This window comes from Agrobacterium rubi TR3 = NBRC 13261 (assembly GCF_000739935.1).
Classification (GTDB): domain Bacteria; phylum Pseudomonadota; class Alphaproteobacteria; order Rhizobiales; family Rhizobiaceae; genus Agrobacterium; species Agrobacterium rubi.
This window is the reverse complement of record NZ_BBJU01000012.1, coordinates 138,766-164,524: the sequence shown is the minus strand read 5'-3', so window position 1 is coordinate 164,524 and position 25,759 is coordinate 138,766. Positions and strand designations below refer to the sequence as shown.

General features: G+C 58.6%; 23 protein-coding genes. 16 read left to right on the top strand and 7 right to left on the bottom strand.

Annotated features, from left to right (window positions below):
• Positions 1–7: 7 nt before the first annotated feature.
• A complete protein-coding gene (gene rph / locus RRU01S_RS10150; RefSeq protein ID WP_045230150.1) occupies positions 8–724 on the bottom strand; it encodes a ribonuclease PH in 717 nt (238 codons plus the stop codon).
• Positions 725–885: 161 nt separating this feature from the next.
• Here rph and hrcA point away from each other — a divergent pair, with 161 nt between their 5' ends.
• A complete protein-coding gene (gene hrcA / locus RRU01S_RS10145) occupies positions 886–1,977 on the top strand; it encodes a heat-inducible transcriptional repressor HrcA (RefSeq protein ID WP_045230149.1) in 1,092 nt (363 codons plus the stop codon).
• Between the two features lie 112 nt (positions 1,978–2,089).
• Positions 2,090–2,725, top strand: coding sequence for a nucleotide exchange factor GrpE (grpE, locus tag RRU01S_RS10140; protein ID WP_045230148.1), 636 nt, complete (start codon positions 2,090–2,092; stop codon positions 2,723–2,725).
• 134 nt (positions 2,726–2,859) lie between these two features.
• Here grpE and ptsN read toward each other — a convergent pair whose 3' ends face one another.
• From ptsN to lptC, 6 genes are all read right to left on the bottom strand, one after another.
• A complete protein-coding gene (ptsN, locus tag RRU01S_RS10135) occupies positions 2,860–3,321 on the bottom strand; it encodes a PTS IIA-like nitrogen regulatory protein PtsN (protein ID WP_045230147.1) in 462 nt (153 codons plus the stop codon).
• 81 nt (positions 3,322–3,402) lie between these two features.
• Positions 3,403–3,981 (bottom strand): ribosome hibernation-promoting factor, HPF/YfiA family, encoded by a 579-nt coding sequence (gene hpf / locus RRU01S_RS10130; protein WP_045230146.1) that lies wholly within the window; start codon positions 3,979–3,981, stop codon positions 3,403–3,405.
• A gap of 224 nt (positions 3,982–4,205) precedes the next feature.
• The gene (rpoN, locus tag RRU01S_RS10125) at positions 4,206–5,747 is read right to left on the bottom strand and encodes an RNA polymerase factor sigma-54 (RefSeq protein WP_045230145.1); all 1,542 of its coding nucleotides are present in this window, start codon (positions 5,745–5,747) and stop codon (positions 4,206–4,208) included.
• Positions 5,748–5,928: 181 nt separating this feature from the next.
• Positions 5,929–6,675 carry an LPS export ABC transporter ATP-binding protein gene (gene lptB, locus RRU01S_RS10120; RefSeq protein ID WP_412674284.1) on the bottom strand — a complete coding sequence of 249 codons (747 nt, stop codon included), beginning with the start codon at positions 6,673–6,675 and terminating at the stop codon, positions 5,929–5,931.
• Between the two features lie 76 nt (positions 6,676–6,751).
• Positions 6,752–7,327 carry an LptA/OstA family protein gene (locus RRU01S_RS10115; RefSeq protein WP_045230144.1) on the bottom strand — a complete coding sequence of 192 codons (576 nt, stop codon included), beginning with the start codon at positions 7,325–7,327 and terminating at the stop codon, positions 6,752–6,754.
• Between the two features lie 13 nt (positions 7,328–7,340).
• Positions 7,341–8,006 (bottom strand): LPS export ABC transporter periplasmic protein LptC, encoded by a 666-nt coding sequence (gene lptC, locus RRU01S_RS10110; RefSeq protein WP_045230143.1) that lies wholly within the window; start codon positions 8,004–8,006, stop codon positions 7,341–7,343.
• Between the two features lie 242 nt (positions 8,007–8,248).
• On the opposite strand from lptC, the gene sppA reads away from it, so the two are divergent.
• The 14 genes from sppA to RRU01S_RS10040 all read left to right on the top strand — a co-directional run bounded on the left by sppA (position 8,249) and on the right by RRU01S_RS10040 (position 25,752).
• Positions 8,249–9,202 (top strand): signal peptide peptidase SppA, encoded by a 954-nt coding sequence (gene sppA / locus RRU01S_RS10105; RefSeq protein ID WP_045230142.1) that lies wholly within the window; start codon positions 8,249–8,251, stop codon positions 9,200–9,202.
• Positions 9,203–9,204: 2 nt separating this feature from the next.
• Positions 9,205–9,534 (top strand): integration host factor subunit beta, encoded by a 330-nt coding sequence (locus tag RRU01S_RS10100; RefSeq protein WP_268753650.1) that lies wholly within the window; start codon positions 9,205–9,207, stop codon positions 9,532–9,534.
• Between the two features lie 120 nt (positions 9,535–9,654).
• Positions 9,655–10,005 (top strand): LapA family protein, encoded by a 351-nt coding sequence (locus tag RRU01S_RS10095; RefSeq protein WP_045230141.1) that lies wholly within the window; start codon positions 9,655–9,657, stop codon positions 10,003–10,005.
• A gap of 81 nt (positions 10,006–10,086) precedes the next feature.
• Positions 10,087–11,274, top strand: coding sequence for a class I SAM-dependent methyltransferase (locus RRU01S_RS10090; RefSeq protein WP_412674288.1), 1,188 nt, complete (start codon positions 10,087–10,089; stop codon positions 11,272–11,274).
• On the top strand, positions 11,271–12,131 hold the full coding sequence (locus tag RRU01S_RS10085) for a TrmH family RNA methyltransferase (protein ID WP_045230140.1): 861 nt from the start codon (positions 11,271–11,273) through the stop codon (positions 12,129–12,131). Before RRU01S_RS10090 ends, RRU01S_RS10085 begins: the two co-directional genes overlap by 4 nt.
• Positions 12,131–12,619, top strand: a complete 489-nt coding sequence (gene lspA / locus RRU01S_RS10080) for a signal peptidase II (protein WP_045230139.1) — start codon at positions 12,131–12,133, stop codon at positions 12,617–12,619. The genes RRU01S_RS10085 and lspA overlap by 1 nt, the downstream gene beginning before the upstream one ends.
• Positions 12,620–12,675: 56 nt before the next feature.
• Positions 12,676–14,928, top strand: coding sequence for a hybrid sensor histidine kinase/response regulator (locus RRU01S_RS10075; RefSeq protein WP_045230138.1), 2,253 nt, complete (start codon positions 12,676–12,678; stop codon positions 14,926–14,928).
• Between the two features lie 98 nt (positions 14,929–15,026).
• Positions 15,027–15,908 (top strand): l-ornithine N(alpha)-acyltransferase, encoded by an 882-nt coding sequence (gene olsB / locus RRU01S_RS10070; RefSeq protein WP_045230241.1) that lies wholly within the window; start codon positions 15,027–15,029, stop codon positions 15,906–15,908.
• A 170-nt stretch (positions 15,909–16,078) separates the two neighbouring features.
• Complete coding sequence (gene mutS / locus RRU01S_RS10065; RefSeq protein ID WP_108722612.1) at positions 16,079–18,739, top strand: DNA mismatch repair protein MutS; 2,661 nt, start codon at positions 16,079–16,081, stop codon at positions 18,737–18,739.
• A 123-nt stretch (positions 18,740–18,862) separates the two neighbouring features.
• Complete coding sequence (locus tag RRU01S_RS10060; RefSeq protein ID WP_081880043.1) at positions 18,863–21,691, top strand: [protein-PII] uridylyltransferase; 2,829 nt, start codon at positions 18,863–18,865, stop codon at positions 21,689–21,691.
• Positions 21,692–21,697: 6 nt separating this feature from the next.
• Complete coding sequence (murJ, locus tag RRU01S_RS10055; protein ID WP_045230135.1) at positions 21,698–23,299, top strand: murein biosynthesis integral membrane protein MurJ; 1,602 nt, start codon at positions 21,698–21,700, stop codon at positions 23,297–23,299.
• A 93-nt stretch (positions 23,300–23,392) separates the two neighbouring features.
• Positions 23,393–24,457: a tryptophan--tRNA ligase gene (gene trpS / locus RRU01S_RS10050; protein ID WP_045230240.1), complete on the top strand. Its 1,065-nt coding sequence runs from the start codon at positions 23,393–23,395 to the stop codon at positions 24,455–24,457.
• A 94-nt stretch (positions 24,458–24,551) separates the two neighbouring features.
• The gene (locus RRU01S_RS10045) at positions 24,552–25,043 is read left to right on the top strand and encodes a universal stress protein (RefSeq protein ID WP_045230134.1); all 492 of its coding nucleotides are present in this window, start codon (positions 24,552–24,554) and stop codon (positions 25,041–25,043) included.
• Positions 25,044–25,188: 145 nt separating this feature from the next.
• The gene (locus RRU01S_RS10040) at positions 25,189–25,752 is read left to right on the top strand and encodes a NifU family protein (protein WP_045230133.1); all 564 of its coding nucleotides are present in this window, start codon (positions 25,189–25,191) and stop codon (positions 25,750–25,752) included.
• Positions 25,753–25,759: the final 7 nt, after the last annotated feature.

The following is a 25,759-nucleotide window of genomic DNA, read 5'->3' as shown; positions in this document are numbered from 1 at the left end:
TCCTGGCTCAGGCAATCGTCTGCTTTTGCAGCTCAACGAGTTCCGCGCAGCCGGTCTTGGCAAGGCCGAGCAGCGTCAGGAATTCCTCTTCCGAGAAAGGCGCGCCTTCAGCCGTGCCCTGAATTTCAACGATGCCACCGGAACCGGTGATGACGAAGTTGGCATCGGTTTCAGCGGATGAATCTTCGAGATAATCAAGATCGATGACAGGTTGGCTCGCGAAAATACCGCAGGAAATGGCGGCGATATGATCTTTCAGGACCTTCTCGACCTTGATCATGTTACGGGTTTCCATCCACTTCAGGCAATCGTGAAGGGCAATCCAGGCGCCGGTAATGGAGGCGGTGCGGGTGCCGCCATCGGCCTGAATGACATCGCAGTCGATGCTGATCTGGCGTTCGCCCAGCGCCTGAAGATCGACCACGGCGCGCAATGAGCGACCGATGAGACGCTGGATTTCCTGCGTGCGGCCACCCTGCTTGCCGGATGCGGCTTCGCGACGCATGCGCTCGTTCGTGGAACGCGGAAGCATGCCGTATTCGGCTGTCACCCAGCCCTTGCCGCTGTTGCGCAGCCAAGGTGGGGTCTTTTCTTCAAGGCTGGCGGTGACGAGAACATGCGTATCGCCAAATTTGACCAGACAGGAACCCTCGGCATGTTTCGAGAAATTGCGCTCGAAAGACACTTTGCGCATCTGATCGGTTTTTCTGCCTGAAGGCCGCATAAGGTTCGTCTCCGTTTTGATCTCCGCCTTCTAAGGCCGCGACAGCTGTTTTGCAAAGGAAAAGCGGGCGAGAGCAAGGGTGATGCCGAATTTCCGTTTTTACTTAAGCGCGCGAGCGACTATATTCTGTCCATGGACTGACATGACGAAGAACGGACGCAATGAGCATCTCTCCTCCGATCGGAAAAGAACCGGGTGCGCTGCTGGATGATCGCTCACGCGAAATCTTCCGTCGCATCGTGGAAGGCTATCTCGAAAATGGCGAGCCGCTGGGCTCGCGCAGCCTTTCGCGTCTTTTGCCCATGTCTCTGTCGCCCGCCTCTGTTCGCAACGTCATGAGCGATCTGGAAGAGCTTGGCCTGATCTATTCGCCTCACATCAGCGCCGGGCGATTGCCCACACAGATCGGTCTTCGCTTCTTTGTCGATGCCTTCATGCAGGTGGGCGATCTGCCTGCCGAACAGCGCGCCAGCATCGACCGGCAGATCGGCCCCGTCTCGGGGCGCGAGCAGCCCATCGAAGGCTTGCTGACTGAGGCAAGCCGCATGCTCTCGGGCATGTCGCGTGGCGCTGGCCTGGTGCTGACGACCAAGAGCGATGCAGTGCTGAAGCATGTGGAGTTCATTCGCCTGGAGCCTACCAAGGGGCTTGCCATTCTGGTGGGTGACAACAACCAGGTCGAAAACCGGATCATCGATCTGCCTGCAGGTATCACCTCGTCGCAGCTGACTGAGGCTGCCAATTTCATCAACGCTCACTTGGCCGGACAGACGCTGCCGGAACTGCGCACGCAACTCTTGGAACAGAAATCCGAGCTTCAGGCGGCGCTGAGCACGCTGGCTCAGGATCTGGTGACGCGCGGCCTAGCAGTCTGGTCCGGCGACAATGAAGAGGGCAAGCTGGGCCGGCTCATCGTGCGCGGACGCTCCAACCTGCTGGAGGGGCTCGCCGGTGAAGAAGACATCGACCGCGTCCGGTTGCTGTTCGACGATCTCGAGCGCAAGGACAATCTGATCGAGGTTCTCAACCTCGCCGAAACCGGTTCCGGCGTCAGAATTTTCATAGGCTCGGAAAACAAGCTGTTTTCGCTGTCGGGTTCGTCGTTGATCGTCGCACCCTATCGCGACGATGAAAATCGCGTTGTGGGCGCTGTCGGGGTCATCGGGCCGACGCGGCTGAATTATTCGCGCATCGTGCCGATGGTGGATTATACCGCCCAGATCATGGCCCGGCTGTCCAGCAAACGACGCTGATCTTGAAAACCTGCTATTGAATAAGAGATGGTTTGCCCGCAAGCCTTGATTTTTGCATGGCAAAGCTCGATATCGGGCTCAACCCGTAACAGATGTAAAGCTGGAGAACGTCATGACCGATGACACGAACAAGAACGGACCTGACGCAAACGTCGTCGATGAGGCACTTGAGGCAACGGCTATCGAAAACGATGCGCCGGAACAGTCCGAGCCCGATCCGATCGACGTGCTGAAGGCCGAAAACGCTGACCTGCGTGATAAATTCCTGCGTCTTGCCGCTGAAATGGACAATCTTCGTCGCCGCACCGAGCGTGAAGTGAAAGATGCCAAGGCCTATTCCGTTGCAGGTTTCGCCCGCGACATGCTGGCGGTCTCAGACAATCTGCGCCGCGCCCTCGACACCATCCCCGAAGAACTGAAGACCAATTCCGAAGCAGGCATTGCCGGGCTGATCGAAGGCGTCGACATGACCGAGCGCTCGATGTTGTCGGCGCTGGAGCGTCACGGCGTGCGCAAGATGGATGCGGAAGGCGAGAAATTCGACCCGAACTTCCATCAGGCGATGTTCGAAATTCCCAACACGGCCGTTCCCAACAACACCGTCGTTCAGGTGGTGCAGGCAGGTTTCACCATCGGCGACCGCGTTCTGCGCCCTGCCATGGTGGGTGTTGCCAAGGGTGGTGCAAAGGCCGACGCGCCAACGACGGCCGAACCCGGCACCAGCAGCGTCAACGAAAAAGACGCTTGATTCAAGCGCGACAGGCCATCCGCCAAGCGGGTGGCCAAGACGCGTCAGGACGATTTCAAGAGTTTTGGATTGCCATTGATCCTCGCCGCATCGGCGGGGATTTTGTAATTGGGCTATAGACGCCTACATCGACGTCAGGCGGCGTTTGCCTGTTCCTGGTTGAGGAAGGTAAAGATCGCCGTATCGGATTCCGTGGCGCGCAGTTTGGCAACCAGTTCGGGATCGCGCAGCACACGCGCAATGCGCGACAGCGCCTTCAGATGGTCGGCACCGGCGCCTTCGGGTGCCAGCAGCAGAAAGACCAGATCGACGGGCTGGTCGTCCAGCGCTTCGAAATCGACGGCATTTTCAAGACGCGCAAAAACGCCGACGATGGTGTCGATGCTGGCGAGCTTGCCGTGTGGAATGGCGATGCCATGGCCCACGCCGGTCGAGCCGAGACGCTCGCGCTGCAAGATGACGTCGAACACTTCCCGCTCCGGCACGCCTGTAATTCTGGCGGCTCGTGCTGCCAATTCCTGAAGAAGCTGCTTTTTGGAATTGACTCTGAGGGCGGGAATAATCGCATCTTGTTGCAGCAAATCTGCCAACGCCATTCTGTTTATCCTTCATGCGATTTAGACGGGCCGGGAGCGCCGCCGCAAAAGCGGCTACACCCCCGACGCCTTGTCAAACGATCAGTTCTTTATCGTCGCCGCATCGATCCAGCCGATGTTTCCATCGGTCCGGCGGTAGACGATATTCAGTTCCTTGGCTGGGCTGCGGAACAGCAGCACCGGCTCATCTGTCATATCAAGTGCCATGACTGCGCTTGCGACTGTCATGGTTTTGACCTGCTTGGACGTTTCGGCAACGATGGTTGGCGCGAAATCTTCCGGCAGTTCGTCATCTTCATCCGGCACGGCATCCATGACGGTATAGGGAAACTCTTCCAGAATGCCGTTGGCTGAAGCACCGTTGTGATGGTGGTCCTTCAATTTTCTCTTATATCTGCGAAGCCGCTTTTCTATCCGCTGGGCTGCCGCATCGAAACTTGCCTGTGGGTCATTGGCCTGTCCCGCTGCGTGCAAAACGACACCCGTATCCAGATGTATCTTGCAATCGGCCGCGAAACCCGCACCGGATTTCTCAACAGTTACTTGACCAGAATACCCCCCATCAAAGTATTTGGTAATCGCCAGGCTAATGTTGTCCTCGATCCTCTGACGGAACGATTCGCCGATATCCATATGTTTACCAGATACACGCACACTCATGGAATTTTTCCTTTTTCAGTGATTTGCGTGTAACAGCTTACGTCAAGCTAGACGCTCATCCAAGCGTTTCGAGAGACTTTCGGTCTCATTCCCGGTTGGCGCGTCTGTGTGGTGCGCACGTTATCGTTGATCGGCCCCCTGCCGTCTGTGCGGCGAGCTTCTAGCCTTGGTGGGACCAAGAGTCAAACGGGATTATTAACGATTTGAAATATATGAAGATTTCGTTACGCCGTGGCAACTTTTGCGATGGCTTTTTTCTCCCGACGGCGCTGCACGGAGGAGGGAATATTCATCGCTTCACGATATTTTGCGACCGTTCGCCGCGCCAATTCGACGCCATTTTTCTTCAGATTGTCGACGATATCGTCATCCGACAGGACGTCGTCAGGGGCTTCCTGCGCAATCATGATCTTGATGCGGTGTCGCACCGCCTCCGCCGAGTGGCTGTCGCCGCCCTCGACCGCGCCAATCGAGACGCTGAAGAAATATTTCAGCTCGAAAAGTCCGCGCGGCGTCAGCATGTATTTTCGTGATGTCACGCGACTGACAGTGGATTCGTGCATCTTGATGGCGTCGGCCACCTGCTTGAGATTGAGCGGACGAAGATGGTCGACACCGTGAAGGAGAAAGGCGTCCTGCTGGCGCACGATTTCATTGGCGACCTTCATGATCGTTCTGGCGCGCTGGTCCAGGCTACGGGTCAGCCAGCTGGCCGTCTGCATGCATTCGGAGAGAAACTCTCCGTCCTCGCCATCGCGCGTCTTGATCTTGGAGACCTCAGAAAAATAGGTCTGGTTGACCAGAACGCGTGGCAATGTTTCGGGGTTCAGCTCAATCAGCCAGCCGCCGTCGCTCGACGGTCGCACCACGATATCAGGGACGATGGTTTCGGAAATGCCCGTCTCGAAACCTGCGCCCGGACGCGGATTGAGCGAGCGTAACTCGGCCAGCATGTCCAAAAGATCGTCTTCCCCCACGCCACACAGGCGCTTCAGAGAAGCGAAATCACGTTTCGCCAGAAGCTCCAGATTTCCGACGAAGGCCTTCATCGCCGGGTCGAGACGATCCCTCTGGGCAAGCTGGATGGACAGGCATTCGCTTAAAGAACGCGCAAAAATGCCGGGCGGATCGAGGTTTTGCAGCGCGCCCAGCACATGCTCGATATCGGCTTTTGACGTGTTCAGACGCTCGGAAATATCGTCCAGCGCATCGGCGGGCAGATAGCCTGTCTCATCCAGATGATCCAGCAGGGCATCGGCAATCATCCGGTCCTGCGGCAACGATACGGTGAAGGGCAGCTGCTGGTTGATATGGTCGCGCAGGCTGGGTTTGCTGGCGACGAAATCATCCAGATCGTAGGATTCTCCGGCTTCGGCGCCGGGCATGGACTTCCATTGCCCGACAAGCTCCGGCGCATCGGCCTTTGCCGGGGCGACATCATCCTGGAAAACATTCTCGAAATCGGTGTCGAGCTGTTCGTTGAGCGTGTTGGCGCGGTCGCCGTACCACTCTTCCGTATCCTGCGATACATCGGCTGTCGGTTCGGGCGCCTCACTGTGGCGATCAAAGCCGTCATCGAGCACGGGGGTGCTTAATTCGCTGTCGTTTGCCGCAATTTCAAGCAGCGGATTCTTCTCGACTTCCTGGGCGATGAATTGAGTCAGCTCGATATGCGTCATCTGAAGCAGCTGAATGGACTGCATCAGTTGTGGGGTCATGACCAAAGACTGGCTTTGACGCAACAAAAGACTGGCGGACAAGGCCATGGCGGACGCTAAACTCCCATAAACCCCTTCATCGCCGGTTTTTTCAAAAGATTTGGGCGGTGAAGTCTCAACTGGCCCAAAAATTGCTTTTTATTCTGGTTTGGTCAAGCTCACTTACGGGCGGGGCATCAGAATCTTTGCGTCGAGAGACGCTGGACGCGTCACTTTTCCTATTTATCTGTCACAGACTGAAATTGTTGCCCAGATAAAGGCGGCGAACCTCGGCATTGTTGACGATCTCGGATGCCCTGCCATGGGTCAGAACTTCGCCAGCATGGATGATATAGGCCCGGTCGATCAGCCCCAGGGTCTCACGCACATTGTGGTCTGTAATCAAGACGCCGATGCCACGGGCCGTGAGGTGACGAACAAGGTTCTGGATGTCGCTGACCGAGATGGGGTCGACACCGGCAAAGGGTTCGTCGAGCAACATGAAGGTCGGGTCTGTCGCCAGCGCGCGTGCGATTTCAAGGCGCCGACGCTCACCGCCCGATAGGGCAACGGCTGGCGACTTGCGCAACGTCGAAATATGGAATTCTTCGAGCAACTCATCGAGCTTGCGATTGCGCTTCTTTTCGTCGCGCTCGTGCACTTCGAGAACGGCACGAATATTGTCTTCCACGGTCAATCCGCGAAAGATCGATGCTTCCTGCGGTAGATATCCCACGCCCAGACGGGAGCGGCGATACATCGGCATGTTGGTCACGTCATTGCCATTAATGGCAATCTTGCCGGCATCGACGGGCACAAGGCCGGTGATCATGTAAAAGCAGGTGGTCTTGCCGGCACCGTTGGGACCTAAAAGGCCGACGGCTTCGCCACGGCGCACGACCAGCGACACGCCATTGACGACGCGACGCGTATTATAGGTCTTGGTCAGGCCCTGAGCGATCAAGGTGCCTTCATAGCGCGCCTTGTCACCGGACACACTGTCCGTTTCCGGTGCGCGCGAGGAACCCGCGCCAAAAAGCTTTGAGATAGATTGGATTTTCACGGGATAAAGACTACTGCTTTTTCTGCGATTTGGGATCGAGCATGATGCGCACCGGTCCGCCACAGCTTTCCAGCTTCGCCTGGCCCGTCGCCATCAGCACCGTCAACTTGCAGCCGGTGAACACATTGGTGTCCTGCGATAGGACGACCTGTTTGCCCGAAAGAATGAAGGTCTGCGCCGCCATGTCGAATTCACCCTTGTCGGCCGTCGCCTTTTGCGTGCCGGATGTCAGGTAAACGGAGTTGTCGACGAAAATCTTGTCGATATCGGCATCGCCACCGGTGATGGAGGAGCTTGCGGCTGCACCGTCGCCCTTGCTCTTGTAGAGCACGGTCATCTTGCCGGCCTGCAAGGTCGTCGTTCCCTGCACGACCTTCACATTGCCGGTGAAATAAGCCTTGTGTTCCTGGTCGCGCACTTCCAGCTGGTCGCTTTCGATGGCAATCGGCTGGTCGTTGGAAAGCTTCAGGCCTTCCATGCTGCTGGTCGTCGATTGCGCGGCTGCGGAACCCGCAAGACATGCAAGAGCAACGGCTGCAAAACAGGCGGCGTTGGTATAACGGGCTGTGCGCAAAATCTGCATCATCTGGGTCGGGCTCTCACTTGCCGGCGTTCTGAATGGTCGATGCAGCTATACGAGCTCGTACCTGCCCCGAAAATGTAATCGTTTTACCATTATCTGCAATGCGTAAACTTTCCGCATCGATCGAACCTTCCTTGGTCTTGATGGAAACGGGTTTGTCCGTGTCCATCGTCCCGGCCTTCAGGTCGACATTTGCAGACTGGAACTTTGCTTGTAATCCATTGCTGAGATTGATGTCAAAGGGTGCGGTCATTTGCAACCGGTTTGTTGTACGGTCGAAGAGACCTTCCTGCGCCACAACCTGCGCCACGATGTCGTTCATCGGCACCGCCGCCAGCACTTTCTCGAGCGTCATGAGGTTGGGGCTGGCAATATCCTGCAACGCACGTTCGGCGTTCATCGAATAGTCGAAGCCCTTGTTGTTGCGTCCCGCAAGGGCTGGCTTTTCCATGACGATCTTGCCGTTTTCGACCTTGGAACTCTCAAGCGTCACCTCGTCCGGCATCCATGTGCGTGCCAGCGAAACCGCCATGAACGAAAGCGAAATGATCGCTGCCCCCAATGGAAGAATGACCTTGAGTTTGCGCACGCGGGCTGAGTGGCGCAACGCCATGTTGTAGGCGTCCACTTGCCCGTTGGGCAGCGCAAAACTAGGGCTGGGTTGGCTGAGTCTGTCGAGCATCTATCAGAATCCGGGGGTCAATAGCGTCGCAATGGGTCACATCCAGCGACATCATTCACAATACAATCGGGTTTGGCACGTGGCCCATGCACTGCCAATATGGTTTTTCTCGGAAATATCGCAAGGGCCAGGATATTTTTATCAAAACGATGCTTTCCCGTTTGTTTCCTTGCAAGAGGTGGCTACAAGGCTCATATGGCGCACGTCAAACGCTATGACCAGTCTTGAGCGAAGGGGAGCACATGGATCAGATGGCAATCGCAGACCGCAGGCAGTTGCGGCGCAAGCTGACCTTCTGGCGCGTCGCTGCCGTTCTTCTCCTGGTTGTGGGTGCCTTCGCCGTTTACCGCTTCGCCCTGACGCCGCCGCAACAAAGCGCCCGCCCACACATCGCCCGCGTCGAGATCACAGGTCTCATTCAGGACGACACCGAACTTCTCGAGCGGCTGCAAAAGATTGCCGACAGCGACAGCGCCAAGGGGCTGATCGTCTCGATTTCCTCGCCCGGCGGCACCACCTATGGCGGCGAGCGCATCTTCAAGGCCATCCGTGCCGTGGCCGAAAAGAAGCCGGTTGTTTCGGATGTGCGCACGCTGGCGGCTTCCGCCGGTTATATGATTGCGACCGCCGCCGATACGATTGTCGCTGGCGATACCTCGATCACCGGCTCCATTGGCGTCATCTTCCAGTATCCGCAGGTTGGCCCGCTGCTGGAAAAGCTCGGCGTGTCTCTGCAGGAAATCAAGTCGTCGCCGATGAAGGCCGAACCGTCGCCTTTCCATGAGCCGCCGGAAGAATCCAAGACCATGATCCGCAATATGATCATGGACAGCTACGGCTGGTTCGTTGATCTCGTCGCCGACCGTCGCAAGCTGCCGCGCGAAGAGGTTTTGAAGCTCGCCGATGGTTCGATCTTCACCGGACGCCAGGCGCTGGCTGTCAAACTGATCGACACGCTGGGCGGCGAAAAGGAAATTCGCGCCTATTTCGACAGCCGCAAGGTTGCCAAGGATTTGCCGATCGTGGAGTGGACCGCACCGTCGCAGCGTTCGCCATTGTCGCTCTTGAGCCTTGCGGGCATCGCCAAAGTGCTTGGCTATGATCAATTTCTACCATTAAACGTGCCGCAGCAACTGGGCGCCGACAAGTTGTTTCTTGACGGTCTTGTTTCGGTTTGGCAGGTTGGCGAACGTTAAAAATCCAATTCTTTCAGGGGGCAACCGTGATTAAGTCTGAACTGGTGCAGATCGTGGCTGCGCACAACCCGCACCTCTATCATCGCGACGTCGAAAACATCGTCAACGCCGTGCTGGATGAGATCACGGATGCGTTGGCTGCGGGCAACCGTGTGGAGCTGCGCGGTTTCGGCGCCTTTTCCGTCAAGAACCGCCCCTCGCGCTCCGGTCGCAACCCGCGCACCGGCGAATCGGTGTTCGTCGAAGAAAAATGGGTTCCCTTTTTCAAGACCGGCAAGGAACTGCGCGAGCGGCTCAACCCCGGCATGAGCGACGTGGAAGACGAAGACTAAGCATATCGCGTGACACGGTTTTGACGTTTTGCGCCCTGACGGTTGAGACTGCGCATTCGGCCTCCTATGTGACGTCCATGCCGGTTTGTCTGAAGGCCCCTAAAGACGGAGTATCGTTGGATGCCAAAAAAGATCATCAACCTCCTGGTTCTCGTGCCTCTCGCCATTATTCTGGTGATATTGTGCGTGGCCAACCGGCAGGCCGTCACATTGGCGCTCAATCCGTTCAGGCCCGATGACAGCATGCTGTCGTTTTCGGCGCCGTTTTTCGTCTTCATCTTTCTGTCGCTCATTCTGGGCGTGGTTCTCGGCTCTGTCGTCACCTGGTTTTCGCAAGGTAAATACCGCAAGCGGGCACGCACGGAAGCCAAGGAAGCGGTGCGGTGGCATGATGAGGCCAATCGCCACAAGGCAGCGGCCAATGCCGTTGTCGTCACCACACCAACGAGCACGCAGATCGCTTCCAAGTAAAATTCCGCGTGAAGCAACAGGGGTTTGAACCGCAGCCCTTTGATAATGGCGCGGCTTGATGATATTCGCTGTCGCCGAGAGATGCGGTCAGACTTGGAAAGAACCCCGTTGAAGAAAAAAGACAGCCGCCCGGGTGCCAAGCCGCGCGCGGGGCAGGAACCCCGGAACAAGAGTGCAGCCAAGCCGCTACGGCCCAAAAATGCCGAAGCGCGCGCACGTGCGCCTGATTATGTTCGCGCACCCGCGACACCACCGGTCAAAGCAGGCTCCAGGGATGCCGCAAAAACTAAGGCCAAAACGCCAGCACCCGAGGCAGAACAGGTTCCGCCGCGCCCATTGAAGGACCGCACCGGCGCTCTGCCCAGCGAACAGGTGCCCGTCATTCTGGAATCGCTTGGCGCCGGTGATTTTCACCTGATCGACAGCGGCAATGCCCTGAAGCTGGAGCAATATGGTGCCTATCGCATCGTTCGCCCGGAGGCGCAGGCCCTGTGGCGGCCAACCTTGCCACAGCGCGTGTGGGACAATGCCGATTCCATCTTCTCCGGCGACACCGATGAAGACGGCATGGGCCGCTGGCGCTTTCCTAAGGAACCGCTGGGGGAAACATGGCCGCTGTCGCTTCTCGGCGTCAATTTTCTCGGCCGTTTCACCGCCTTTCGCCACGTCGGTGTATTTCCCGAGCAGATCGTCCATTGGGAATGGCTGAAGCAGACGATCGAGGCGTCCGATCGCCCGCTCAAAGTTCTGAACCTCTTCGGCTATACCGGCGTTGCCTCGCTGGTGGCGGCTGCTGCCGGTGCGGAAGTGACGCATGTGGACGCCTCCAAGAAGGCGATTGGCTGGGCGCGGGAAAATCAGGCGCTGGCCGGTCTGGACAACGCGCCGATCCGCTGGATTTGCGAAGATGCGATGAAGTTCATTCTGCGCGAAGAGCGGCGCGGCAACAGCTATGACATCATCCTCACCGATCCGCCGAAATTCGGTCGCGGCACCAACGGAGAGATTTGGGAACTGTTCGACCATCTGCCGCTGATGCTGGATGTATGCCGCGATATCCTGTCGCCCAACGCGCTCGGGCTGGTGCTGACAGCCTATTCGATCCGCGCCAGTTTCTATTCCATGCATGAATTGATGCGCGAAACCATGCGCGGCGCAGGCGGCGAAGTCTCCTCTGGCGAACTCGTCATTCGTGAAGCTGGCCTTGACGGCAAGACGCAAGGGCGCGCCCTTTCCACCTCACTCTTCAGCCGCTGGGTGCCGAAATGATCGATGACCGCCGTGAAAACCGTCCGGGCCGGGTAGGGCAGGTCAAGGAGGTGACCAGCCTCGCCAACCCCATCATCAAGGACATCAAGAACCTGACCCAGAAAAAGGGCCGGGAAGAAACCGGCACCTTCATGGCCGAGGGTCTGAAGCTGGTAATCGATGCGCTGGAACTGGGCTGGACGATCCGCACGCTGGTTTACGCCAAAAATGCCAAGGGCAAACCTCTGGTCGAGCAGGTGGCGGCAAAGACGGTTGCCAAGGGCGGGCTCGTTCTTGAAGTGACCGAAAAAATCCTGTCCTCCATCACCCGTCGCGACAATCCGCAGATGGTGGTGGGCATTTTCGATCAGAAATGGACTGATCTGAAGGACATCCACCCGGAAGCTGGCCAGACCTATATCGCGCTCGACAGGGTGCGCGACCCCGGCAATCTCGGCACTGTCATCCGCACGGCGGATGCCGCGGGTGCATCCGGCGTCATCCTGCTGGGCGATTGCACCGACCCGTTCTCGCTGGAAACGGTGCGTGCCACCATGGGTTCGGTCTTTGCGATCGCCGTCGCACATGCCAGTGTGGACGAGTTTCTGAGCTGGAAAAAATCAGCCGGTGTCAGCGTCGTCGCCACCCATCTTGCCGGGTCGGTGGATTACAGAACCATCGACTACAAAAAGAAGCCGACGGTGCTGTTGATGGGCAATGAGCAATCCGGTCTGCCGCCGGAGCTTGCGTCCAAGGCCGACCAACTGGCGCGCATTCCCCAGCAGGGGCGTGCCGACTCGCTCAATCTGGCGATTGCAACCGGTGTCATGCTGTTTGAAGCCCGCCGCCATCTTCTCGAACTTTCTCCGGTGACCTGATGGCAAAGCCTGCCCTGTTTTCCAAACCCGTTCCGGCCGTCGCCCTTATCGTCATCGCGCTGATTACCGACCAGATCGTCAAGCTTCTGGTCGAAGCCTATCTTCCCTTGCAGGAGATGGTGCCGGTCGTGCCGTTTCTGGCGCTCTACCGCACCTATAATCTTGGGGTCGCCTTTTCGATGCTGTCGGGCATGGAAGGCTGGTTCATCGTGACCATGCGGCTTGTGATCGTCGGCTTCGTCATCTGGTTATGGCGCAAGACCGATGCAGATCGCACCTTCGCGCATTTAGGCTTCGCGCTGATCATCGCCGGTGCCGCCGGAAATATCTTCGACCGGTTTTTATACGGCCACGTCATCGATTACGTATTGTTTCACACGCAGACATGGTCGTTTGCGGTGTTCAATCTGGCGGATTCTTTCATCACGATTGGTGCAGCCTGCGTCATTCTCGATGAAATTCTTCACGCGAGAGCGAAGAAAAGCTAAAATTTTAGCCTATCCGCCAAGTCAATCAAAACAGCTGCCATGCTAAGGCTGGCAGTATGAGCGAATTGGCGAAACTGAAAGACCGGCTTTCCGAAACGTTCGACCCTGTCGAGGCGAACGCAGCTCCGGTGAAAGCGCCCACCGTTGAAGCGACGGCAGGGCAGCAAACATCACGTTTTTATATTCGCCTTTTGCGGGCGATGACGCTGTTTACGGCGGGGTGCGGTTTTGCCTTTGCGAGCGCCGTCTATCTGGGCGGCAACGTCGCGCTGTATATGGCAGCGCTGTCGGTCACGATCTGCGTGTCCTGCGGTTTTTACATGATGGTACGGTCCTCCATGCTGCGTCAGGCGTCGATGCGTGACGCGAGAATTGTCGATGCCCGCCACCGCCAGAACGCGGCCCTGATGGCGGAAATCCACGAGGCCATGGGCGATCTTGTCGTCACACGTGATATGGACCGGCGCATTCTCCAGACCAATGCCGCCTTTTGCGAAATGACCGGTTGCACCGACCCGGTTGGCAAAACCTGCGAGGAAATCGGCATCGCCTTTCGCCCAGGCGGCAAGGCCCATTGCTACGATGTCGAGATCGCCACGCCCTATGGCCAGCGCATTTTCACATGGCATGATGTGGTGGCAAACGATCCGGCCAGCAGCCGTCTGGTCATCAGCAGCCTTGCCCGTGATGTGACCGACGAGCGCGCGGCGCTCAGAACCCGCGAAGATGCACGGCTGCGGGCGGAAAACGCCAATGCTGCCAAGGGCAGGCTTTTAGCCACCGTCAGCCACGAGATCCGCCTGCCGCTGTCGGGCATTCTCGGTATGAACCACCTTCTGTCGCAGACCAAACTCACGAAAGAACAGCACAATTATCTGGATGGGATGCGCCAGTCCGGCCAGTCGCTGGTGCAGCTTGTCGAGGATCTCCTGGATTTTTCCACCATGGAGGCCGGGCGGTTCAGGCTCAACCCACGAGCGGAAAACCTGCGCCAACTCATCGAAAGCGTGGTGGAAATGCTCTCCCATCGCGCCCACGAAAAAGGCATCGAAATCGCCTCCATCGTGTCGGCTGACGTTCCGGACTATCTGGATTTCGATCCCGCACGTCTGCGCCAGGTGCTGTTCAACCTCATCGGCAACGCAGTGAAGTTCACGGCAAAGGGCGGGGTGCTGGTGCGGGCATCCATGGTGGACGATGCGCTTTCGATCGCCGTGCAGGATACCGGCCCCGGCATCGGCAAGGCGGAACAGGCGCGCATCTTCGGTGAGTTCGAACAGGCAGGCTCCACATCGCACAAGAGCGCCGGTACGGGCTTGGGCCTTGCCATATCGGCCCGTATTATCCGGGAATTCGGCGGCGGGCTGACGGTGGCGAGCAAAAAGGGCGAGGGCAGCGTGTTTACCGCAACGTTCAAACCTGCCTCTGCGCCTGCCTCCAACGGGCCATCGAGCCGCGTGAGCGCTCTTCGCAACTCCAACGTTTTGCTTCTGGCACCGGCTGGTGTCGCCGCAACGGCCACCGGCGATGCGATCCGGGCGCTGGGTGGTGTCTGCACATTGGTTTCGACGCCACGGCAGTTGAAAGCTGCCAAGCTTCGAACCCCGAACGCCGTTGCCGATGTCACCGACATCATCATCGACCACCGTGTCGCGTCGCAATTCAAAGATGCCTTGAAAGACTGGCCCACCGCATCGGGCCGCACCGTTCGCCAGATATTGCTGGTCAACCCGGAGGAGCGCGCGTCGCAGCCACAGGACGAGTTCGACGCCTGGCTGATCCGTCCGCTGCGCGAGAAGTCGCTGACGGATGTTCTGTGCGGTCGTCTGCGTGGTCTGGAACGGCGCGATGCCATCAACGACAACCAGCATCCCGGCTTTGGTTTTTCCATCGCGCTCGATGACACATCCGGGGAGCTGGATGTGCTCGTGGCCGAGGACGATCCCGTCAACGCCCGCATCCTGCGCGCCGTTCTTGAAAAATCCGGTTGTCATGTGCGGATGGTCGGCGATTTCGACGCGCTGACAAAAGCGCTTTCGGTGGATGCGGGGCCATTGCCTGATCTGGTCATTTCCGATCTGCACATGCCACACGGCGATGGGCTGGAGGTGCTGCCGCGTTTGTGCGTGTCGTTGAAAGGGCACAAGACGGTGCCGATCATGGTGCTGAGCGGTGATACGACGCCGGATACACAATCGGCGCTGCTCGCTGGCGGTATCAGCACCGTGCTGGCCAAACCAGTGGAACCGAAGCGTTTGATCGAAGAGGTGCTGCGTCTGTTTCCGCAAAAACGCACCGGTGTTTTTTAGAGTTGATCCGCTGCCCGTTACGCGGCTAACTGTCACTGTTTTGTCGTCAAGAAGTGATTTATGACAGCCAGAACGAAACGGTGGTGGGGCGATTCTCCATGGTCACGGAAATTCTTGAACACGACATTCGCGAGCGCAATGTCATCGCACATATCGCGCCCGTTTCGCAGACGCGCAATGACGATGTCTTTGGGCGTATCGGCCCGCTGGAAACGCGGCTTGCCCGAAACGACCGCGAAATCGATGCGGCACAGCACGTGCGCTTTCGCGTGTTCGTAGAGGAGATGGGCGCGCGGCTTCCCGCAGATGCCATGCGTCGCAACCGGGACGTCGATGCCTTCGACGCCGTCTGCGACCATCTGCTGGTGCTGGACAATTCCATCGAGGGCGACCCGGAAGACCAGATCGTCGGCACCTACCGCCTGCTGCGCCAGGAAACCGCCTTTGCCTATAATGGTTTTTATTCGGCGAGCGAATTCGACATCGAAGGACTGATTGCCCGCCATGCGGGCAAGCGCTTCATGGAGCTGGGCCGCTCCTGCGTTCTACCGCAATATCGCACGAAAAGAACTGTCGAGCTGCTGTGGCAGGGCAATTGGGCCTACGCGGTCCGGCACCGCATGGACGCGATGATCGGTTGTGCGTCCTTTCCCGGCGTGCAGCCGGAGGCGCATGCCCTGGCGCTGTCGTTCCTGCACCACACCTGCGGCGCAAAGGGCGACTGGTCGGCGCAGGCCTTGCCGGAACTCTACCGCGAAATGGACATGATGCCGATGGAGGCGATCAATCCGCGCAAGGCGCTGGCCGGTATGCCGCCACTCATCAAGGGCTATATGCGGCTCGGCGCCATGTTCGGTGCCGGTGCCGTTGTTGACCATGCGTTCAACACGACGGATGTTCTCGTCATCCTGCCGGTTTCCTCGATTGCCGGGCGCTACATCACCTATTACGGTGGCGAAGCCTACCGCTTCAACGGCTGAGCCGAAAGCTTCCTGTGGGCAGGCGGCTTGAATGTGTTGTGGTGAAGGAGCGGGACCGGTAGTCTCTGCGCTCGTTTCCCTTAAACCACAGCGATATTGAAAAGCCATTGACGGACGTTCATTCCACCGCCTCGCTCATTTCCGAAGAGAGCCGCGCGTCGGCCACTCCGATGATGGAGCAATATATCGAGATCAAGGCGAACAACCCCGGTTCGCTGCTGTTCTATCGCATGGGCGATTTCTACGAGCTGTTCTTCGATGATGCGGCAGAAGCGTCACGCGCGCTCGGGATCACGCTGACCAAACGCGGCCAGCATCTGGGCCAGGATATTCCCATGTGCGGCGTGCCGGTGCATGCAGCCGATGATTATCTCCAGAAGCTCATCCTGCGCGGCTATCGCGTGGCGGTCTGCGAGCAGACCGAAGACCCGGCAGAGGCCAAGAAGCGCGGCTCGAAATCCGTGGTGCGGCGTGATGTGGTGCGTCTGGTAACGCCCGGAACGCTGACGGAAGAAAAGCTGCTGTCGCCCACGGAATCGAATTACCTGATGGCGCTGGCCCGTATCAGGGGCAGTGCGGAAGCGCAATTTGCGCTGGCCTGGATCGATATCTCCACCGGCGTTTTTCGCCTGGCCGAGACGACACTGACACGGCTTCTGGCGGATATCTGGCGGATCGATCCGCGCGAGTTGATCGTTGCCGACAGCCTGTTTCACGATGAAGAACTGAAGGCGGTGTTCGACGTTCTGGGTCGCGTTGCCGTGCCGCAGCCCGCCGTTCTGTTCGATAGTGCCACCGCAGAAGGCCGTGTCGCCCGCTATTTCGGCGTCACCACGCTGGATGGTTTCGGCACGTTTTCCCGTGTCGAAATGGCAGCTGCGGCTGCTGCCGTCGCCTATGTCGAAAAAACCCAGATTGCCGAGCGCCCGCCCTTGGCGGCACCCGAACGGGAAAGTGCGGCCTCCACACTCTTCATCGATCCTGCTACCCGCGCCAATCTGGAGCTGACCAAGACGCTGTCTGGCGAACGCGATGGATCGCTGCTGCACGCCATCAACCGCACGGTGACGGGTGGCGGCGCGCGACTTCTGGCCGAGCGACTGATGTCGCCGCTGACCGATGCCGAAAAGATCAATGCGCGGCTGGATGCGGTCGCCTATCTGCTGGATGACGTGTCGCTGTCGGACGGCTTGCGCGATGCATTGAAGCAGGTGGCGGACATGCCGCGTGCGCTGTCACGGCTGGCATTGGATCGCGGCGGGCCACGCGACATCGGCGCCATTAGGCTCGGACTTTCTGCCGCCACCAATGTTGCGGAACTGCTGGATCACGGCCTGTTGCCGGATGAGCTGGCCGAGGCACTTGCGGCGCTGAAAGCGCTTCCCACACCGCTGGAAGCAATGCTGAGCGCGACACTTGCCGACGAGTTGCCGTTGCTGAAACGCGATGGCGGTTTCGTGCGGGAGGGCTCCAATCCGGAGCTGGATGAGATCAGGGCGCTGCGCGACCAATCCCGCCGGGTGATTGCCGGGCTGCAACTGCAATATGCCGAAGAGACGGGCATCAAGTCGCTGAAGATCAAGCACAACAATGTGCTGGGCTATTTCATCGAGGTCACCGCAGGCAATGCCGATGTGATGATGACAGGTGACGAGGCCAAGGCCCGCTTCATCCACCGCCAGACCATGGCCGGTGCCATGCGCTTTACCACGACGGAGCTTGCTGACCTCGAAAGCCGCATTGCCAATGCTGCCTCGCAGGCTCTGACAATCGAATTGCAGGCGTTTGAGGAGATGGTGCGGGCGGTCGTGTCGCACGCCGAAGCCATCAAGGCAGGTGCCCTTGCGCTTGCAAGGATTGATGTCGCCACAAGCCTTGCCCACCTTGCCGCCGAGCAGGCCTATTGCCGCCCGGTGATCGATGGCTCCATGATGTTCAACATCAAGGGCGGTCGCCACCCGGTGGTGGAGCAGGCGCTGCGCCGCCAATCGTCAGGCCCGTTCATCGCCAATCATTGCGATCTCTCCGCGGTCAACGGAAATCGCAACGGCGCGATCTGGCTGCTGACCGGCCCGAACATGGGCGGTAAATCGACCTTCCTGCGCCAGAATGCGCTCATCGCCATTTTAGGCCAGATCGGCTCATTCGTTCCGGCGGAAGCGGCTCATATTGGCATTGTCGACCGGCTGTTTTCCCGCGTCGGTGCGTCGGATGATCTGGCGCGGGGGCGCTCCACTTTCATGGTGGAGATGGTGGAAACCGCCGCCATCCTCAATCAGGCGACGGATCGATCGCTGGTCATTCTGGACGAAATCGGTCGCGGTACGGCAACCTTCGACGGTCTCTCGATTGCCTGGGCGGCGGTGGAACATCTGCACGAGGTTAACCGCTGCCGTGGTCTGTTTGCCACCCACTTCCATGAATTGACGGTGCTGTCGGAAAAGCTGGGGCGTCTGTCCAACGCCACCATGAAGGTCCGCGAGTGGGAAGGCGACGTGATCTTCCTGCACGAAGTGGGGCCGGGTGCGGCGGATCGCTCCTATGGCATCCAGGTTGCAAAGCTTGCCGGCCTTCCGGCTTCCGTCGTTGAGCGGGCACGCGCAGTTCTGACCCAGCTGGAAGATGCCGACCGCAAGAACCCGGCAAGCCAGCTGATCGATGATCTGCCGCTGTTCCAGATCGCCGTGCGGCGTGAGGAAAACCGCAACAGCGGAAACTCCAAGGTGGACGAGGCGCTCAAGGCGCTCAAGGCGCTCAACCCGGATGAAATGACCCCGCGTGAGGCGCTCGATGCGCTTTATGCGCTCAAGAAACAACTTGGCAAGGCTTGAGCCTTACAGTGCCCCCTTGTGAAGGGACGTTGTAACCTTTTGAGATACGCTGTCCATCACGCCCTAAAATCGTTATAGGGCTATGCCAAAAGCATAGCCCTTATGAAATGGATATCGGCATCAATGGCCACGAAAGACCTGGATTTCTCCGCGATACTGGATGTCGATGCACTGAAGCGGGAATGCGAACTCGTCTTCCAGGGAGACGAGCAGCGCGTGTCCGATGTGCGCGCCGACCTGTTGCCGATCTTCAAGAAAGCCAGCGCGCAGGGCCGCGACAAGGCCCGTGAACTGCTGGATACGGAAGGCGGCGGCATCGATTGCGCGCGTCGGATTTCCTGGCTTCAGGACCGCTTGATCGAGGTGCTTTACGAACTGGCCTGCAGCCATTGCTACCCCAACGATGCCCAGCAGATCGCGATTACGGCGGTTGGTGGGTATGGCCGCGGTACGCTGGCACCGGGTTCCGATATCGACCTGCTGTTCCTGCTGCCGCCCAAAAACACGGCTGAGATGAACAAGGCCATCGAGTTCGTTCTCTATATTCTCTGGGATATAGGCTTCAAGGTTGGCCACGCCACCCGCACGGTGGATGAGTGCATTCGCCTGTCCAAGGCCGATATGACCATCCGCACCGCCATTCTCGAAATGCGCGCCATCTGCGGCAAGCAAGCGCTGGCCGACGAGCTGGAGCGTCGGTTCGAAACCGAAGTCGTCACCAGTAGCGGCCCGGAATTCATCGCCGCCAAACTGGCCGAGCGCGACCAGCGCCACCGCAAGGCGGGCGACACGCGCTATCTGGTCGAGCCCAATGTCAAGGAAGGCAAGGGCGGCCTGCGCGATCTGCACACGCTGTTCTGGATCGCCAAATATTACTATCACGTGCGCGATACGGCCGAATTGGTGAAGCTCGGCGTCATCTCCAGGCGAGAACTGAAACTGTTCGAGAAGGCCGACGATTTCCTCTGGACGGTGCGTTGCCAGATGCATTTCATCACCGGCAAGGCCGAAGAACGGCTGTCCTTCGACATTCAGCGCGAAATCGCAGCGGCGCTGAACTACCAGCCGCGCCCGGGCCTGTCTGCCGTCGAACGGTTCATGAAACACTATTTCCTCGTCGCCAAGGACGTAGGCGATCTGACCCGCATTCTGTGTGCGGCGCTGGAAGACCGACAGGCCAAGGATGTGCCCGGCCTGTCGGGCGTGTTCAGCCGCTTTGCCCATCGCCTGCGCAAAATTCCGGGCTCCGACGAATTCGTAGAAGACCGGGGTCGCATTGCGCTCGCCAATGCCGATGTATTCCGCAACGACCCCGTCAGCATCATCAGGCTGTTTCATGTAGCCGACATCAACAATCTGGAACTGCATCCGGATGCGCTGCGCGTCGTCACCCGCTCCATGGCGCTCATCAACCACGAACTTCGCGAAAACGAAGAGGCGAACCGTCTCTTCCTTTCCATCCTCACGTCCAGACGCGATCCGGCACTGACGCTTCGGCGCATGAACGAGGCGGGTGTTCTGGGCAAGTTCATGCCGGAATTCGGCAAGATCGTCGCGATGATGCAGTTCAACATGTATCACCATTATACGGTGGATGAGCATCTGATCCGATCCGTTGCCGTTCTCTCGGAAATTGAAAAGGGGCAGGCGGTCGACACCCACCCGCTCGTCAACCAGCTGATGCCGGGGATCGAGGACCGCGATGCGCTTTATGTGGCTGTGCTGCTGCATGATGTCGCCAAGGGCCGGCAGGAAGATCACTCCATTGCCGGTGCCCGCGTGGCGCGCAAACTGTGCCAGCGGTTCCGCCTGACCAGCAAGCAGACTGAAACCGTGTTCTGGCTGATCGAGCAGCATCTGCTGATGTCGATGGTGGCGCAGACCCGCGACCTGCACGACCGCAAGACGATCACCGACTTTGCCGACAAGGTACAATCCATGGAGCGGCTGAAAATGCTGCTGATTCTTACCGTCTGCGACATCAGGGCTGTGGGGCCGGATGTGTGGAACGGCTGGAAGGGTCAGCTTTTGCGCACGCTCTATTACGAAACAGAGCTTCTGTTGTCGGGCGGCTTTTCGGAAACATCACGCAAGGAGCGCGCCAAGATTGCCCGCCAGGCGCTGTATGATTCGCTGACGGATTGGGGCCAGAAGGCACGGCGCAAATATACCGGCCTGCATTACGAGCCCTATCTTCTCTCCGTCGATCTGGACGACCAAATCCGTCACACGCGGTTTTTGCGGGAAGCGGACAAGCAGGAAAAAGCGCTGTCCACCATGGTGCGCACCCATTCCTTCCACGCCATCACCGAAATCACGGTGCTAGCGCCCGACCATCCGCGCTTGCTGTCCATCATCACGGGTGCCTGTGCCGCTGCCGGGGCCAACATTGCAGATGCGCAAATCTTCACGACGTCCGATGGGCGCGCGCTGGATACGATCCTCATCAACCGCGAATTCCCCATCGATGAGGATGAGACACGACGCGCCAACAACATCGGCAAGATGATAGAAGAGGTCCTTGCAGGCAAAAAGCGCATCCCGGAAATCATCGCGACACGCACAAAGGGTCGCAAGAAAAGCAAGACCTTCCATATTCAGCCGTCCGTCACCATCTCGAACGGTCTGTCCAACAAGTTCTCGGTGATCGAGGTGGAATGCCTCGACCGTACCGGGCTGCTGGCGGATATGACGGCAGTGCTGGCCGATCTGTCGCTCGACATCACATCTGCGCGTATCACAACCTTCGGCGAAAAGGTCATCGATACCTTCTATGTGACCGATCTCTTCGGCCAGAAGGTCATGACCGACAACCGCCAGGCCAGCATCGCATCGCGGCTGAAAGCCGTGATGGCCGAGCAGGAAGACGAACTGCGCGACCGCATGCCATCCGGCATCATCGCCCATCCCGATGTCGCGGCGCTGCCCGCTGCACGCACCGCGAAGGCTTGACGAACCATGGGTCTGATCGCGAAATTCGCAACCGTCGGCACGGCTACACTCGGTAGCCGGCTATTCGGCTTCGTCCGTGAAATGCTGATGGCCGCAGCCGTTGGCACGGGGCCAGTGGCGGATGCCTTCAATGCGGCTTTTCGTTTTCCCAATACGTTCCGCCGCCTGTTTGCCGAAGGCGCCTTCAACTCCGCTTTCGTACCGCTGTTTGCCAAGGAAATCGAAGTCAACGGCATGGAGGGCGCGAAGCGCTTTTCCGAAGAAGTGTTCGGCGTTCTCTTTACGGTGCTGATGGCGCTGACAATCCTCATGGAACTGTCGATGCCCTTCATCGTGCGAACGGTGATTGCGCCGGGTTTCGTCGAAGATCCGACGAAGTTCGACAACACGGTGCGTCTCGCCACCATCATGTTTCCCTATCTCGCCTGCATGTCGCTGGCGGCGATGATGGGTGGCATGCTGAATTCGTTGCATCGCTATTTTGCAGCGGCGATTGCGCCTGTGTTCCTCAACATCATTCTGATCGGCGTGCTGGGTTTTGCCTGGTGGAAGAGCTTCGATCCGCTTCAGGTGGGCTATGCGCTCTCCTGGGGCGTGATGGCAGCCGGTTTCGTGCAACTGGCCATCGTCTGGATTGCCGTGCGCAATGCCGGTATCAAGATCGGCTTTCGTCGCCCGCGCATGACGGGTAACGTCAAGCGGTTGCTGGTGCTGGCGCTGCCTGCCGCCATCACAGGCGGCATCACCCAGATCAATTTGTTGATCAACACCAATATTGCGTCCGGCAAAGAGGGCGTCATCTCGTCGCTGGCCTATGCCGACCGCATCTACCAGCTTCCGCTCGGCGTCGTCGGCATTGCCGTGGCGACCGTGCTGTTGCCGGAGCTGGCGCGCGCCTTGCGCGGTGGGCATCAGGTGGAAGCGGCCAATCTGCAAAACCGCTCCGTCGAGTTCGTGATGTTCCTGACCCTTCCAGCCGCTGCCGCCTTGCTGGTCATGGCCGAACCCATCGTGCGGTTCCTGTATGAGCGCGGCAACTTCTCCCCATCGGCAACCGGAACCGTCGCGGAAATCCTCGGCATTTACGGCCTGGGCCTTCCCGCCTTCGTGCTGATCAAGGCCTTCATTCCCGGCTTTTTCGCGCGTGAAGACACCCGCACGCCGATGATCTTTGCCGCCATTTCCGTCGTCGTGAACGTGTCGATGGCGCTTACCCTGTTTCCGACCTATGGCGGACCCGGCATCGCCACGGCGGAAATCACCGCCGGTTGGGTCAATGCGGCCCTTCTGTTCGGCATGCTGCTTTGGCGCGGCCACTGGAAGCTCGATATTCCGCTTCTGACCCGCATTCCACGCCTTCTGTTTGCTGCAGCCGTCATGGCCATTGCCATCCACTATGCGCTGGCCTATCTCGCCTATGAGCTGTCGTCTGCGTCCTCTATCGCGGTGCGGGCCGGGACGCTTCTGGCTCTCGTTTTCGCAGCCATGATCCTTTATTTCGGACTGGCTTTCCTGTCCGGCGGCGCCAATCTCGGCATGGTCAAACGGGGATTGAAGCGGCGCAAGTCGAAAACGGAAAGTCAGGTTGATCCCACCGAAACCCCTTGATTGCAGGCTGTTGCGGGTGCATAAGCGCGGCCAATTTGAAACCCAATCCGAAACGCGAGGCAAGGCCCTCCACAAGCCTTTTCGAGGATGATCATGAACGCATTCAAGCCGCTGGTTTTCTCAGGCGTCCAGCCGACCGGAAACCTCCACCTCGGCAACTATCTCGGTGCCATCCGCAAATTCGTTGCGCTTCAGGAAGACAATGACTGCATCTATTGCGTCGTGGACATGCACGCCATTACAGCACAGCTGGTGCATGCCGACCTGAAGGCGCAGACGCGCTCGATTGCAGCCGCCTTCATCGCGGCGGGCATCGATCCGATCAAGCATATTGTCTTCAACCAGTCCGCCGTGCCGCAGCATGCGGAACTGGCATGGGTGTTCAATTGCGTGGCGCGCATTGGCTGGATGGAGCGCATGACCCAGTTCAAGGACAAGTCCGGCAAGAATGCCGAACAGGTCTCGCTGGGTCTGTTGGCCTATCCAAGCCTGATGGCTGCTGACATCCTGGTCTACCGCGCGACCCATGTTCCCGTTGGTGACGACCAGAAGCAGCATCTGGAACTGGCGCGCGACATCGCCCAGAAATTCAACATCGATTTCAGCGACAATATTCGCACTGCCGGTCTCGGCATCGACATCACCGTCGGCAACGAGCCGGTTCATGCCTATTTCCCGATGGTGGAGCCGCTGATCGGCGGTCCTGCGCCGCGTGTCATGTCGTTGAAGGACGGTACGAAAAAGATGTCGAAGTCCGACCCGTCGGATTTGTCGCGCATTAACCTAATGGACGATGTCGATACGCTGTCGCGCAAGATCAAGAAGGCCAAGACCGACCCGGATGCGCTGCCGAGCGAAGTTGATGGCCTGAAGGGCCGCGCGGAAGCGGAAAACCTCGTCGGCATCTATGCGGCTCTGTCCGACAAGACCAAGGCCGATGTGCTCTCGGAATTCGGCGGCCAGCAGTTCTCGGCCTTCAAACCTGCGCTCGTTGATCTCGCGGTCAATGTTCTCGCCCCGATCAATAGCGAGATGCGCCGCCTGTTGGGTGATGTCAGCCATATCGATGGCATCCTCAAGCAGGGTGGCGAGCGGGCTGGCGCTATGGCCGAAAAAACCATGAACGAGGTGCGCGACATCATCGGCTTCCTGCGCTGATAAGCAGAAGCATTTTTTAATCCTGGAATTTGATATAAAGTCCGCCCGAGCCGTCGGGCGGCTTTGGCCGTGACGGCGAAAACAGGAGTACGCAATGGTATCGAAACGGCTTTCGCGTCTCGAGGGACACCGCCGTAAATTTCTGGTGGTCATCGACGGGACGCCCGAATGCGAAAGGGCCGTTCATTATGCCGGTCGCCGCGCAAAGAATTCCAATGGCGCGCTTGTGCTTCTCTACGTGATTCCGGATGGCGATTTCCAGCAATGGCTGGGGGTCGAGCAGATCATGCGTGCCGAAGCCCGCGAGGAAGCCGAGGCTTCCTTGGCGAAGGTTGCGCAAAAGGTGCGTGAAAATGTTGGCTCAGAGCCGGAAACGGTGATCCGCGAAGGCAATGCCGCAGAGCAGATTCATGGCCTGATCGAGGAAGACCGCGATATCGCCATTCTCGTTCTGGCAGCGGGTTCTACCAAGGAAGGTCCGGGTCCACTGGTCTCGTCCATCGCCGGGCGCGGGACCGCCTTTCCCATTCCCGTGACGGTTCTGCCGGACAGCTTGACAGACGAGGAAATCGACGCGCTTTGCTGAGGCAGCCCAGATCAGTTTGAAACGGGATATGCTTATGTCTTGAATGGGTTTATCATGTCAGGACTTGAAGTCAGGCTTCGTCCGGCATACTTTGGAAGTATTCTAAATTCCGGGATTGCTGGTGTGCATCCCGAAGGAGATCACTATGTTCATTCAGACGGAATCCACCCCGAACCCTGCCACGTTGAAGTTTCTTCCGGGCAAGGTCGTTCTGGAAAGCGGGACGGCGGAATTCCTGAATGCCGCGCAGGCGCAAGCTTCGCCGCTGGCAGCCGTGCTGTTTGAAATTCCGGGCGTGACCGGGGTCTATTACGGCTTCGATTTCATCACCGTCAGCAAGGACGGTGCGGAATGGCAGCACCTGAAGCCTGCGATCCTCGGCTCTATCATGGAACACTTCATGTCCGGTCGCCCGTTGATGGGCACGGCCGTATCGGCTGAGATTTCCGACGAAGAAGAAGAGTTCTTCGAGGCGGGCGATGAAACCATCGTCGCTACCATCAAGGAATTGCTCGAAACCCGCGTTCGTCCCGCCGTTGCGCAGGATGGTGGCGATATCACCTTCCGTGGTTTTCGCGATGGCACCGTATTCCTCAACATGAAGGGTGCCTGCTCGGGTTGCCCATCCTCCACGACCACGCTGAAGCACGGCGTTCAGAATTTGCTGCGCCATTTCGTTCCTGAAGTGCAAGAGGTCGAGGCCGTCTGATAAAGGG

What these genes read in the sequence shown, in the direction of transcription:
- RRU01S_RS10115 (WP_045230144.1), bottom strand. Translation starts at nt 7,327, where the DNA reads ATGATGCAGATTTTGCGCACAGCCCGTTATACCAACGCCGCCTGTTTT.
- lspA (WP_045230139.1), top strand. Translation starts at nt 12,131, where the DNA reads ATGGCAAAGCCTGCCCTGTTTTCCAAACCCGTTCCGGCCGTCGCCCTT.
- hrcA (WP_045230149.1), top strand. Translation starts at nt 886, where the DNA reads ATGAGCATCTCTCCTCCGATCGGAAAAGAACCGGGTGCGCTGCTGGAT.
- rpoN (WP_045230145.1), bottom strand. Translation starts at nt 5,747, where the DNA reads ATGGCCTTGTCCGCCAGTCTTTTGTTGCGTCAAAGCCAGTCTTTGGTC.
- mutS (WP_108722612.1), top strand. Translation starts at nt 16,079, where the DNA reads ATGATGGAGCAATATATCGAGATCAAGGCGAACAACCCCGGTTCGCTG.
- RRU01S_RS10095 (WP_045230141.1), top strand. Translation starts at nt 9,655, where the DNA reads ATGCCAAAAAAGATCATCAACCTCCTGGTTCTCGTGCCTCTCGCCATT.
- hpf (WP_045230146.1), bottom strand. Translation starts at nt 3,981, where the DNA reads ATGAGTGTGCGTGTATCTGGTAAACATATGGATATCGGCGAATCGTTC.
- sppA (WP_045230142.1), top strand. Translation starts at nt 8,249, where the DNA reads ATGGATCAGATGGCAATCGCAGACCGCAGGCAGTTGCGGCGCAAGCTG.
- trpS (WP_045230240.1), top strand. Translation starts at nt 23,393, where the DNA reads ATGAACGCATTCAAGCCGCTGGTTTTCTCAGGCGTCCAGCCGACCGGA.
- grpE (WP_045230148.1), top strand. Translation starts at nt 2,090, where the DNA reads ATGACCGATGACACGAACAAGAACGGACCTGACGCAAACGTCGTCGAT.
- RRU01S_RS10045 (WP_045230134.1), top strand. Translation starts at nt 24,552, where the DNA reads ATGGTATCGAAACGGCTTTCGCGTCTCGAGGGACACCGCCGTAAATTT.
- murJ (WP_045230135.1), top strand. Translation starts at nt 21,698, where the DNA reads ATGGGTCTGATCGCGAAATTCGCAACCGTCGGCACGGCTACACTCGGT.
- RRU01S_RS10060 (WP_081880043.1), top strand. Translation starts at nt 18,863, where the DNA reads ATGGCCACGAAAGACCTGGATTTCTCCGCGATACTGGATGTCGATGCA.
- RRU01S_RS10040 (WP_045230133.1), top strand. Translation starts at nt 25,189, where the DNA reads ATGTTCATTCAGACGGAATCCACCCCGAACCCTGCCACGTTGAAGTTT.
- olsB (WP_045230241.1), top strand. Translation starts at nt 15,027, where the DNA reads ATGGTCACGGAAATTCTTGAACACGACATTCGCGAGCGCAATGTCATC.
- RRU01S_RS10085 (WP_045230140.1), top strand. Translation starts at nt 11,271, where the DNA reads ATGATCGATGACCGCCGTGAAAACCGTCCGGGCCGGGTAGGGCAGGTC.
- ptsN (WP_045230147.1), bottom strand. Translation starts at nt 3,321, where the DNA reads ATGGCGTTGGCAGATTTGCTGCAACAAGATGCGATTATTCCCGCCCTC.
- rph (WP_045230150.1), bottom strand. Translation starts at nt 724, where the DNA reads ATGCGGCCTTCAGGCAGAAAAACCGATCAGATGCGCAAAGTGTCTTTC.
- RRU01S_RS10090 (WP_412674288.1), top strand. Translation starts at nt 10,087, where the DNA reads ATGCGGTCAGACTTGGAAAGAACCCCGTTGAAGAAAAAAGACAGCCGC.
- lptC (WP_045230143.1), bottom strand. Translation starts at nt 8,006, where the DNA reads ATGCTCGACAGACTCAGCCAACCCAGCCCTAGTTTTGCGCTGCCCAAC.
- RRU01S_RS10075 (WP_045230138.1), top strand. Translation starts at nt 12,676, where the DNA reads ATGAGCGAATTGGCGAAACTGAAAGACCGGCTTTCCGAAACGTTCGAC.